Origin of the sequence: Acetivibrio sp., assembly GCF_035371925.1 — a bacterium.
Classification (GTDB): Bacteria; Bacillota; Clostridia; order Acetivibrionales; family Acetivibrionaceae; genus Hungateiclostridium.
The window spans coordinates 1-11,915 of sequence record NZ_DAORXT010000006.1; the positions used below are offsets into that span (position 1 = coordinate 1).

9 protein-coding genes, 1 pseudogene and 1 other annotated feature are annotated in these 11,915 nt (G+C 36.1%); of the genes and pseudogenes, 8 read left to right on the forward strand and 2 right to left on the reverse strand.

The features are described 5' to 3' along the window. Positions 1-49: 49 nt before the first annotated feature. Both PLH43_RS01655 and istB read left to right on the forward strand, forming a co-directional pair. A pseudogene (locus PLH43_RS01655) lies at positions 50-888 on the forward strand (IS21 family transposase); the annotation flags it as partial. Beyond that, positions 881-1,606, forward strand: a complete 726-nt coding sequence (gene istB / locus PLH43_RS01660) for an IS21-like element ISCth15 family helper ATPase IstB (RefSeq protein WP_324359417.1) — start codon at positions 881-883, stop codon at positions 1,604-1,606. The pseudogene PLH43_RS01655 and the gene istB, both read left to right, overlap by 8 nt. Before the next feature lie 605 nt (positions 1,607-2,211). On the opposite strand, the gene PLH43_RS01665 is transcribed toward istB, so the two are convergent. Then, positions 2,212-2,460, reverse strand: coding sequence for a hypothetical protein (locus PLH43_RS01665; protein ID WP_324359419.1), 249 nt, complete (start codon positions 2,458-2,460; stop codon positions 2,212-2,214). Positions 2,461-2,967: 507 nt separating this feature from the next. On the opposite strand from PLH43_RS01665, the gene PLH43_RS01670 reads away from it, so the two are divergent. From PLH43_RS01670 to PLH43_RS01685, 4 genes are all read left to right on the forward strand, one after another. After that, a complete protein-coding gene (locus PLH43_RS01670) occupies positions 2,968-4,548 on the forward strand; it encodes a ClC family H(+)/Cl(-) exchange transporter (protein ID WP_324359421.1) in 1,581 nt (526 codons plus the stop codon). Between the two features lie 284 nt (positions 4,549-4,832). Further along, complete coding sequence (locus tag PLH43_RS01675; RefSeq protein ID WP_324359423.1) at positions 4,833-5,117, forward strand: RidA family protein; 285 nt, start codon at positions 4,833-4,835, stop codon at positions 5,115-5,117. 616 nt (positions 5,118-5,733) lie between these two features. After that, positions 5,734-6,573: a GNAT family N-acetyltransferase gene (locus tag PLH43_RS01680; RefSeq protein WP_324359425.1), complete on the forward strand. Its 840-nt coding sequence runs from the start codon at positions 5,734-5,736 to the stop codon at positions 6,571-6,573. Between the two features lie 127 nt (positions 6,574-6,700). Then, positions 6,701-7,105, forward strand: a complete 405-nt coding sequence (locus PLH43_RS01685; RefSeq protein ID WP_324359427.1) for a hypothetical protein — start codon at positions 6,701-6,703, stop codon at positions 7,103-7,105. 82 nt (positions 7,106-7,187) lie between these two features. Here the strand turns inward: PLH43_RS01685 and PLH43_RS01690 are convergent, their stop codons facing one another. Beyond that, complete coding sequence (locus tag PLH43_RS01690) at positions 7,188-8,306, reverse strand: phosphoserine transaminase (RefSeq protein ID WP_324359429.1); 1,119 nt, start codon at positions 8,304-8,306, stop codon at positions 7,188-7,190. Positions 8,307-8,392: 86 nt separating this feature from the next. Further along, positions 8,393-8,598 (reverse strand) — a binding site (T-box leader). A 404-nt stretch (positions 8,599-9,002) separates the two neighbouring features. On the opposite strand from PLH43_RS01690, the gene PLH43_RS01695 reads away from it, so the two are divergent. Both PLH43_RS01695 and PLH43_RS01700 read left to right on the forward strand, forming a co-directional pair. Further along, positions 9,003-10,235: a methyl-accepting chemotaxis protein gene (locus PLH43_RS01695; protein ID WP_324359431.1), complete on the forward strand. Its 1,233-nt coding sequence runs from the start codon at positions 9,003-9,005 to the stop codon at positions 10,233-10,235. 143 nt (positions 10,236-10,378) lie between these two features. Then, positions 10,379-11,857 (forward strand): hypothetical protein, encoded by a 1,479-nt coding sequence (locus tag PLH43_RS01700; RefSeq protein ID WP_324359433.1) that lies wholly within the window; start codon positions 10,379-10,381, stop codon positions 11,855-11,857. Positions 11,858-11,915: the final 58 nt, after the last annotated feature.

Sequence of the window (11,915 nt, forward strand, 5' to 3'; positions counted from 1 at the left end):
AAATTCTATGATTGAGTGAGAAAACGAGAGAAAAATGAAGAAATATTAGGGAGGGTATATACAGCTTTTCAAAGGTGCTAATATAGAATGCCTATTACGAGGAATGGAAAACATTTTTGAACACATGGGAAAAGTACCGACATGTATCTGGTTTGACAATGATAAAACAATTTGTAGAATTTAACCGTCAATTGCTTATCCAATGTGATGAAGATATGCAGAGGGAACACTACAAAAAGAATGTATTCATCAATATTTTATTTGAAGAGGACAAAAAAGCGATGCGGGATATTCCGAAAGCTGAATATGAAATATACCGCATCGAAAAGTTAAAGTCGGATAAATATGGCAAACTGAACTTTGACAACAGAAAATACTCTTCCGGGCCTCAATATGCCCAGAGAGAAATTAATGATAAAAGCAGATGCCTTCTCGGTTGCAATTATGGATGAACAGTACAATACAGTTCAGGTACATAAACGTTTGTATGGAGAAGAGAAAGAGTCAATGAAGTGGGGGCCATATCTTGAGCTAATGAGCCGTAGACCAACTGCTTTAAAGTATACCGGTTTCTTCCGGGAGTTGCCGCAAACTCTTCAGGATTATCTTACAGTATGTGACTATGAACAGAAAAAAGGTGCTTTGCGACTATTAGTGAAGATGTTGGAACAAAGCGAACTTGATATAGCCATTGAAGCCTTTAGATTCTGTATCGAGAGGGGAATAAAAGATTTAGACAGCATATGGGCAAAATATTACACTATGGTCTGTACACACATACAAGTTCAAGATGTTTTACTCAACACTAAGACTCCTGATGTTGTGCCTTACACTGTGGATAATAGCATATATGATAACCTGCTGACTGGGGGTGTCCAATATGTATGAACTAATAGCCAAACATTGCAGAAGCCTGAAACTTGGTTCACGGATTGTTCAAAACTACAAAAATATTGAGGCCAAAACACATGAAGAATTTCTTGAGAAGCTATTGGCTATGGAAGTAGAAGCTCGTGAACGGAATCGTAGGAATCACATGCTTAAGCAGGCACGTTTTGATTTGATAAAGACCTTTGGAGACTATCGTTTTGAAAAAATGACAATCCCGAACAGTATTGATATAGAAGCATTGAGAAATGCCTCGTTCATTGATAAAAAAGAAAATCTAATTCTCTACGGTCCTGTTGGACTAGGTAAAACGCATCTTGCTACTGCCATTGGTGTAGAAGCCTGCAATCAGGGCAGACATGTACGATTTTTCAGGACAGCGTCCCTTGTCAATCAACTATTGGATGCAAAGGCAGAAGGAAGCCTAAAACGGTTCTTAAAGCAGTTAGAGAAAGTAGAACTCTTGATTTGTGATGAATGGGGATTTATTCTCTTTGAACGTGAGGGCTCACAACTTTTATTCCATGTCATTTCGGACTGTTACGAGCGTAAAAGTATGATTATAACTACAAATTTGGAATTCAGCAAATGGAACGGTATTTTTTACGATGAAAAGTTAACCAGTGCTATTATAGACCGTATAATCCACCATAGTCATCTAATCGTTTTTGACGGCCCTAGTGACCGACTGGTGAATTCACTTATGAGGAAACAGTGAGAAGAAAACGAATTGGGACTTATTAAGTTGTATCACTTTTTAGCTGATGCTCTGAGGTTTAAAGTTTAAACAGGCAGACCGGAAATACAGGGAAAACCTCAATTTTACATTCCATATTTTGTATAATACTGGTTAGATGGGGTGTTGCATTTTTCTTGTCATTTTGTTGCACTTCCTATTGACAAAACACAAAGGCTATAGAATGACTATAATAAAGCATTCTATTGAGCATGAAGTAAATAATATGATAAAATTAGGAATAGAAATCCAACTTAGGAGGAATTAAACGAAATAGAAATTTTTATGCCCTTATAAAATGAGCAGAAATATATTGACAATGTGGATAAAGTACAAGATGCATGGGAAGAAACAATTATTGCAGCATATTGGAAGTAAAATTGCAAGCTCGTTTATGGAAAGACATACGGATATTGGTTTTATTGATTTGATAAAAATTCCACATCAAACTATTTTTAATGAAAGTATAGTTTGATAATGAGTAAATTTTGAAGATACTTGATTATAAGGCTTATTGTTGGTTTTCGTAATTGGTTTGCCACCGGTGACAGGTGGAGTAGCCTATGGAAAGTAAGACAGGCTTATATTCAGCCTTCGCTTTTCTTGCTTTCTTTTTGATAGTTTACCTCCATAGTCGACCATTGGCAATGAATACATTTTTCGCATACTTTATGGAAATCCTCGACATTCTTATACTTATTAGTATTTTTTATCCAACTATTAAGCCAATAAGATGTATCAGTAGGAGCACCAATTTCTGCAAAGCAATATTCCCAGCATAACCCTTGATCAATTTGCTCATTAATTGCAGGGCAATACCACAAATTATCAGGCATAGTTATTACATCCTTACTTAGCTTTTTCATACACTTAAGATTTTCAGTTATCAAAAAATATTATAACTACTGTGCACCATGCCGAAAATATGAGGGAGAACAACAGATATGTATGAAATTGATGCGTAACTGAATGGTATAAGAGATAGGCAATCAAATATTTGCCAGCCCAAAAATTTTATGATAAACTTGGTTTTGAAAAATATGGGCAGACAGAGACCCATTTTCTTCTGAAGAAAAAACCAAGTCTATAAATTATGGATATGTCAATGTTCAACAGTCAAGCAATTGTTGCTATTTTTTTGTATACCATATATTTTTGAAAGCAGGTGTATTATAATAGAGATTGATAATGGGAAAGGAGCTATTATAGCCACCTACAGTTATATAGCTGTTGCTATTTCCCATAATCTACTGGAACTACACGCTTATTAAGTAACAGTTGCAAAAATATTTAATGATTAGAATTGTAACATTTTCTATAGTGAGTAATTTAAGAGGGGCAGGTTGAAGAGGTTGAAGAAAAACAGTACGGCTAATACTTTATCGAAATGGTATGATTTTAGGCTAAAGATAATTATTGAAGGAATCATAGTAGGTGCCATTGCCGGAATAGTAGTTGTACTTTACAGATTTCTATTGGAAAAGGCACTTGGGTTTTCAAAACATATGTATATGTTGCAATCGAAGCATTACTGGATGATTCCTCTATGGATAGTTGGCCTGATTATCAGTGGTTGGATTGTGGGTATACTTGTAAATAAAGAACCTATGATTTCGGGAAGCGGAATTCCGCAAGTTGAAGGAGTATTATTACAAAAGCTTAAAATGAACTGGTGGAAAGTTATATTAGGTAAATTTGCCGGCGGTCTATTATCCATATGTGCCGGGTTATCTTTAGGAAGAGAAGGTCCGTCCATTCAAATTGGAGCTGCTGCCGGGCAGGGTTTTAGCCGGCTATTTAAAAGAATTAAACTCGAAGAGAAGTACCTAATTACATGTGGAGCAAGTGCCGGACTTGCTTCTGCTTTTAATGCACCATTTGCAGGAGTTATTTTCGCATTGGAGGAGATGCATAAAAGTTTTTCACCTGTAGTTATGACTTCAGCACTGGCAGCATCTTTAACTGCAGATTTTGTTTCAAAAGAATTTTTTGGTTTAAAGCCTGTATTCGATTTTAAGCAAGTTAGTACAATTCCACTAAACAATTATTTGTTTCTATTAGTTTTAGGAGTGGTAGTCGGTTTACTTGGAATAGTATTTAACAAAACTATATTTATAACACAGGATATTTATGCAAAGCAAAAATGGCTTCCATCGGAAGTTAAACCTGTAATAGCGTTTTTAGTAGCAGCAATAGTGGGATTGATAATGCCTGAAGTATTGGGCGGGGGAAGTGAAATCATAGTATCTCTCTCTACAGTATCTTTTCCCTTAATTACATTATTTGTTATTTTGATAGTTAAATTTCTATTTACCATGATAAGCTATGGCTCATCTGCACCGGGAGGAATATTTATGCCTCTTTTGGTTATAGGTGCTCTCATTGGTGTTATTTATGGTAATATTGTCAATTCTCTGTTCGGATTTAGCCAAACCTATATTCCGAGCCTTATTATCTTTGCAATGGCCGGATATTTTTCAGCCACTGTAAAGGCACCAATTACAGGTTGTATATTAATTACTGAAATGACAGGTTCTTTTTCACATCTGCTTTCGATTGGATTAGTATGCTTAACGGCATATATTGTTGCGGATGTTTTAAACTCAAAACCTATATATGAAGTGTTGTTGGAAAGGCTTTCAAATAACGCGAATAATGCATTTATCGGTGAGGAAGACAATAAAATAATCATTGAAACTCCAATTGTTATGGGTTCATTGCTGGAGGGTAAAAAGATAAAAGAAGTGGAATGGCCTGCCAATTGCTTAATTGTTGGAGTTAAAAGGGGAGAAGTCGAACTGATCCCAAATGGAGACACTAAACTTGTTTCAGGTGATTATCTTATTGTATTGTCTAATGAAAATGACGCTCCGGATGTAAAGGAATGTTTATCTAAAGCAGGTCAAAATTTAGCCTTCATATAAGGTAATTTAAAGGCTGCCAAATTTAACGGCAGCTTTTTATATTGAGTTTTTATCATCAGTTAAAAGGCTCAAATTTGCTAACTGAGTTTTTTCCTTTAAGGTTTTCTTGAATATCATCCTCATCAAGCATCTCATATATTCCGTAGCTAAAGCCGCAACCACAGCCTGTATGTGCACCTGCATTATAAAGATATCAAACGTAATATTTTATGTTATGTCGACAATTGAACATATGTTTGGTATAATTTGCACATTAGCATTCTTAAGAGATAGGAGAGATGAAAATGATTAAAAGAATGCCTACTCATTGTGGGGATGACACTTGCTCTTCATGTGTGGTTGCAGGGGATTACATATTTCTTGCCCATCATGCTGGTGGATTTGAAAAGGATGATATTGAATACCAGATGGAAGCATGCTTCAATAGCTTAAAAAACACTTTGCAATCTGTTGGTGCATCCTTGGATGATATGGTTCAGATTAATTTGTATCTGAAGAACATTGAGGATTTCAGAAAAGCGAGAGATGTTTTTATAAATATTTCAAGAATGGCTTTCCTGCAAGAATGACAACAACTACAAACTTTGTGGACCCTTCTTGCTTATGTATGATGGATGGAATTACATATAAGAAATGCTGATGAATCATGCGATTGACAAATGGATAATATTGTATTAAAAATGTTAATATATAGCTCGAAAGGGGTATTGAAGTATGCCAGTTGTTCTTAACTAATCAATTTCATATTGAATCTGATAAAAGAGTTTACTAAACCTATATTTTTATAGGTTAGGTATAGTATTCTTTTTTTCAGGTCATTGTTAAGAATAACGGTATCATTGCAACCTTTTCGATTTTACAAATTGAATTTTTGTAAGCCTTAACTGCACGGTGTTTTTATAATTAATACGCACGTGGTGCACCTTCATACCGCTTACGGTTATGGCTAATAGTATTTAGTAAATAAAAATAATTTTTATAAAGGTTGTGGATGGACGATTGTTCATTTGCAGCCTTTTTTATTTGGCCTCTTGGAATGAAATGAAAGAGGCAAAAGAGAAGGGACTCGATGTCCTGAGCTTTTATTTATAACTGAAAGGAAGGGAAGCCAATGATTAATAAATAGTTTTTCTTTAAATAGCAAAAATATTTGATAAAATCAAATTACTAAGATGAGGTGAAATTATGCAAATTTCTTTTAACAATAGAAACGACAAAGAGTATCAATTTATGCTTAATAATCTGCTGAAAGATATTTTCCTTGATTTTCAATTTTGGTATGATTTAAATCTCTGGGATGAAAATTATGAAAGTTATTCCATTGTCGAAAATGGTGAAATAGTCTCAAATATCTGTGTTTTTAAGACACAAATATTATTTAATCAAAAGCAATATCCTGCTCTATCTGTTGGAGCAGTTGCAACAAAGAAAGAATACAGAGGCAGAGGGCTGTTCCGCATATTAATGGAGCATATTATTGAAAAATACAATAATGTTCCAATGTATTTATCGGCAAATGACACCGTACTAGATTTTTATCCGAAGTTTGGCTTTAAACGTGTGTACGAAAAACTGCCGATTTGTGAGTGTGTGATAGATAATGATATTATGCCGAATAAACTTAGCTATGATGATCCTAAGGTTTGGGACTATGTTTATAAACGCGTGAATTTTTCGCAAAAACTTGATTGCTTAAATTCTGCCAGCATAAATATTTTTCATATATACTGGGGATACCTTAAGGATTGCATTTACGAACTTCCGGAGATTGATACTATGGTTATCGCAGAGCAAAAAGGTCAGACCCTAAAACTCATTGGAGTTTTCTCAATGAAAGATATTAGCTTTACTGACTTGGTTAAATATCTGCCGTTTACCAATGTAAAAAAGATTGAATTTGGTTTTATGCCCTATTGGTCTGATGTAAATTACATAATGAAAGAATATGAAACGGACCCGTTGTTTGTTAGAGGATTGCGCTGCGATTTGGGCGATTTTAAGTTCCCGGAATTGGCCATTACATAATGGTAAGTTTATAAAAGAAATGTAGTAGATTGCAGAATCAATCTTTTTGCATAACTCTTTTAAGGCTCTGCATTTTCAAATATGGAGCCCTTTCTTTTTTCAAAGGGTTTTAGCTATTGCAGGCTTATTGGAGAAACTGGGCGTTAGTAGTGGATATGCTGAAAGCAAAATACTTGATTATGCTATGGAAATCAGCATACCTGAGGAAATTGAGGTCTATAGTTATCCGCTTTTTGTTTATTCGGTGTATAACAAGAATTTTCCCAAAAGACAAATTGTCATTGACGAGTTTATGAAAGAGTTTGAAGCTTTTTTACAGAAAAACGCAAATCATTATCCTCTATTCGGAAGGTATTGGTATCATGCAATTCCTTTTCTTTCAAATGATATTGCCGATAAATGTGCAAAAGAATTTATTGACGGCATTAAGGAGAACGGGAGCATTGTTAACCCTTATTCAAACTTGCCTAAATGGGACTCCATTTTAACATTGGACGGGTTGATAATTTTAAAGAAGCATAAAAAGATTTGATGAACCAAATATGCCATAGATATAAGTAACGCCCGCCTGAGACAGGCCAATACCTGCTGCAGGCGGGCGGAGTTTTTTAGTTTTATTTATTTACAACTTCATTATATGCCCATTCAAGCCATTGGCACAGTACTTCCAGATCGGATTTTTCAACTGTTGCGCCGCACCATATTCTAAGCCCTACAGGAGCTTCTTTGTAGGAAGAAATGTCATAAGCCACTTTTTCTTCGGCAAGCAAGTTAACAAGCATTTTGATTTTATCTTCCGGAAGATCCACGCTCAAGCATACACTTGTATTGGAGCGAATGGCCTTGTCTTTTGCAAGGAAGCTTATCCATGAATGCTGCTCAACAAAGTTTTCGATTACTTTTAAGTTTTCCTCGCTCTTTGCAATAAGTGCTTCAAGTCCGCCTATGGACTCTACCCATCTGAGAGCTTCAAGATAGTCTTCATTACAAAGCATGGATGGAGTGTTTATTGTAGAGCCTTCAAAAATACTTTCATCCAGCTTGCCTTTCTTTTTCATTCTAAACACTTTAGGAAGTGGCCATGATGGGGAATAGGATTCTATTCTTTCCACTGCTCTTGGCGACAATATCAGCATTCCGTGAGCTGCTTCACCGCCCAGTACCTTTTGCCATGAGAAAGTGGCAGCATCAACTTTGCTCCATGGAATATCCATTGCAAAAACTGCGGAAGTGGCGTCACAGAGGGTTAAACCCTTTCTGTCGTCAGGAATCCAGTCACCATTTGGCACTTTGACCCCGCTTGTTGTTCCATTCCATGTAAATACCACATCATTATCAAAATTAACCTTGCTGACATCGGGGAATTCGCCGTAATCGGCTGAAATTATATTTACATTCTCCAGCTTGAGCTCTTTTGTAATGTCATTTGCCCAACCCTTTCCGAAGGATTCAAAGCAAATTACATCAACACCTCTTTCTCCGAGGACATTCCACATAAGCATTTCAAAAGCTCCGGTATCCGAGCCGGGTACTATACCGACCCTGTAATCTTCAGGAAGCTTAAGAATTTCTTTTGTTTTGGCAATGGATTCGTAAAGCTTGGCTTTTCCAAGCTTGCTCCTGTGGGACCTTCCAAGGGGTGCGTCTTTAAGAGATTCGATTGAATATCCGGGATGCTTTGCGCATGGGCCGGATGAAAAACACGGATTTAAAGGCTTTTTAGTTGGTTTCATTTTATTCTCTCCTCACTTCATTTTGGTTTTATTTCATTTAATAGTTAAAAAATATATAAATAAAAAAACTCTCAACCCTGATAATGATCAGGGACGAGAGGTATTTATCCGCGGTGCCACCCAAATTAGCCGAATCTAAAATTCGACTCACTCTTGTGCACAATAACCGGTGCAACGGTTTGATTCATCATCAACGCCTCAGGGGTGGAATCAACGAGCCTCTGGTTGATTTGCACCAAACACCAACTCTCTAATGCAGAGTACTTGTTACTTTCCCCGTCACGGGCTTAAAATATTAATATGAAATTATTATATTTCAATTTTATTATATTTTGCCATGCAATGCAATAGGGTATGTTAAAATTTTAACTGAATTTCATAATTTGCAATATTCGAAAGAAGTAAATAGAGATTGTGAGAGGCATGAGATTTATAATTAAAAAAGCAAAGTTTTGCAACTTGACATAATTTTTTTGTTTAAATACAATTAAAATATATTATGCTTTTAATATTAGCATATTTTTTTCATTACAATTTTACATAATCAAGTTTTTCGGTTTGATTTGCTTAGTTCTTTTTAGTTTCAAGAATAATTTCCAATACTTTATTTTAGTAGTTCGACAGTTTAATATACAATCCCAATTGGTTTTCATCAATTTAGTAAACAGTTTTAATACATTAAGGAGCGTGCAGTAAATGGACAAAGTGAAAGGCGTATTGAAAAACAGGGCTAGATACACTCTGGCACTGACAAGAAGACTGGCACTTTTAAGCGCAATAATGATTTTATGTGATTTGGCTGCCATATTGGGATGGCTGCCGCTGGACGTACCAGTGTTCAGAATTGCTTTTTTTGGTATCCATATAATAATTGGAGCCATTGTGGCTGTATTTATGATAATGTTGAGCAAACTTATATTATGTAAATTTCGGGAATTACAAGAAAAGGAAGAGGTCATCGCCAATCTGATGTCAGCATCCAAGGATATTTCAGAAGCGTCTAATGAGCTGGTTCGAACGGTAAAAGAAGTATTTGGGATGTCAAAGGATGCGCTTAATACAAGTAAGCTGATTGCGTCAAGTGCCGGCGATGTTGACATGGGTTCGAAGGAAACTTTGGATTTCATTAATGAGGCTACAAAAGCTGCTGTAAGCATATCGAAGGATTTGGACAAGATAGCCAGCGAATATGTTTTTGTATCAAGCATTTCGCAGCAGCTGAAAATAATGACCGATGACAGTAAAACATCAATGAAAAAAACCATGGATGAGATTAGGATTATTAGTGAAAATACCCTCAAAACAAAAAATACCATTTACAGTTTAAAAGAAAGAACCAGTAAAATTGAAAAGGTGGTTGAAGTAATTACCGGAATTGCCAATGATACAAGCCTTCTTTCCCTTAATGCTTCGATAGAGTCCGCCAAAGCAGGGGAGTACGGAAAAGGTTTTGCAGTGGTGGCAAGCGAGGTTAAAAAATTGGCTGAACAGTCCCACAGATCGGCCCAGGAAATTTCCCAGATGATAAAGGGCATTCTTGCAGATACCGATCTTGCGGTTCAAGACATAGATACAACGGCAGAACTGGTTTCAAAGAGTATGGAAGTAATCAATAACTCTGCCAATACCTTCGAAATGATATCTGTAGCCAGTGAAGAAGTGAATGACAAGATACAGGGAGTTACGGACCTTACACAAGGCGTGGCAAAAAACGGAGACAATATTGTAAGGGTAATTGAAAACATACAGAATATAAACTCAAAGAGCCTTGCTGAACTAAGCAATATGGCTGAATCGGCTCAACAACAATCTGTTTCGCTTCATAAGATTACAGCTTATCTTGAGGATGTTGAACAGCTTTCGAATGAATTATTGGAAATTTACGAGAGCAGTCTGTCTTCGTTGCAGCCTTTTCTTCAACAAAAATAAATCTTGTTTTCCACTTGATATTCCAAGAGACATATAGTAACCTTCTAGTTGGAAGATTTACTGTATGTCTTTTTCTATTGTATATTTATCTTGGATTTAAAGCATGATGAAAATATATAATTTGGCTTTAAGGAGAGAGAACTTTGAAGAACGTTTTTAAATGGTCATTAAACAAGCTGGTTATTATCGGAGCAAGTTTATATATCATGTTGATTATAGTATTCATGTTAAATTCCGGTGTAGTTCGATTATCTCAGAATCCCTTGACGAATAAAGCATTGGATGTGCTGTTTGTGGTTCTGGCGGGAGCTTTCGGATATGGAGTATTGAGGCTAATGAAGAAAGCTTTAAATTTACATATATTAAGAAAAGAGTATATAAGGGTATTGCTTATTGTTCTTGTGACCCTTGTTACAAGGTTTGTATGGATAAATATTGTGGATATTACTCCTAAAAGTGATTTTGAACTGTATAATAATTTGGCTGAGGCGTTTTCGAGAGGGGAGGCAGCCGGAGGCAAATATGTAGCTCTTTTTCCCCACACTTTCGGCTATCCCTTTGTACTGGCGATGGTGTACGGGGTTTTTTCTCCCGACAAGTATTTTGCTTTGATTTTGAATATTCTGTTTGAAGTAGGGACAGGGGTTCTAATATATTACCTTGGGAAAATGGTTTCAAACTGGGAAATAGGATTTTCTGCAGCCGTTATATGGGCTTTATGGCCTTCCCATGTTTTCTATTCTTCAATTGTTTGCACCGAACCGTTATACACATTGTTAATGGTACTCTTGATATTTGCCTATTTTAAGTTTTCAGCGAAAAACTCAAATTTTCTGTATTCTTGTGTTTTGTACCTTGTACTTGGTTTTTTGTGTGCCGCAGCCAATGCGGTTCGACCCATGGGCACTCTGCTTATTATTGTTATGGGAATAGCTGAGGTTGTGAGGATAATCAAGAGAAGAGAAGGCTTGAAGCAAAGCTTTGCAGGGCTTGCACCTTTTGCCGCTTTCTTAATAGCATATTTCTCTTTGGTTAACTTAGCGGGTGTGTATGTTTCTCATAAGGTTGGCTACAGGACGGCAAAGAATCCTATCGGCTTTAATACCTATGTTGGGACCAATATTAGTTCCAGCGGAACATGGAATCAGAACGATGCCAATGACCTTCTGGATTTAATGAAACAGGAGCCCTTTGATGCCCAGGAAGTACACGAACGGTTGCTGGATATGACAATTCAAAGGGTTAAGAGCCAAGGAATCGGCAATTTGAAGCTTGTGATAAAGAAAAATATGATAATGTGGGAAAGAGACGATGAAGTTGTAACTTACATGATTGCCGGAAGTAATGAAGAAGCTTCATCGTTACTGGATATAAAGGGACGCGAAGGATTGCTCAGATATATTTGCAACTTTTATTACTACATGATTGTCATATTGGCATTTAAAGGGCTTTTGGGACAATTTAAAAGAGAAGACGACAATATTCTTTTGGTACTCCTGCTGTTATTTATTGGAATTGGCGCGATACATACCATAGTTGAGGTACATGGAAGATATCACTATTCCGCTATGGTAGTTTTCTCCATACTTGCCGGAGCGAATTATTTTAAAATTGAATCGTAAAAAAATAGGCTTATAACTCCGATATGTTATATAAGTTATATAACACTAATTTAATTTA

Bases quoted from the DNA above. Each gene is read 5' to 3' on its own strand.
- istB (WP_324359417.1), top strand. From the start codon at position 881: ATGTATGAACTAATAGCCAAACATTGCAGAAGCCTGAAACTTGGTTCA.
- PLH43_RS01665 (WP_324359419.1), bottom strand. From the start codon at position 2,460: ATGCCTGATAATTTGTGGTATTGCCCTGCAATTAATGAGCAAATTGAT.
- PLH43_RS01675 (WP_324359423.1), top strand. From the start codon at position 4,833: ATGATTAAAAGAATGCCTACTCATTGTGGGGATGACACTTGCTCTTCA.
- PLH43_RS01680 (WP_324359425.1), top strand. From the start codon at position 5,734: ATGCAAATTTCTTTTAACAATAGAAACGACAAAGAGTATCAATTTATG.
- PLH43_RS01690 (WP_324359429.1), bottom strand. From the start codon at position 8,306: ATGAAACCAACTAAAAAGCCTTTAAATCCGTGTTTTTCATCCGGCCCA.
- PLH43_RS01695 (WP_324359431.1), top strand. From the start codon at position 9,003: ATGGACAAAGTGAAAGGCGTATTGAAAAACAGGGCTAGATACACTCTG.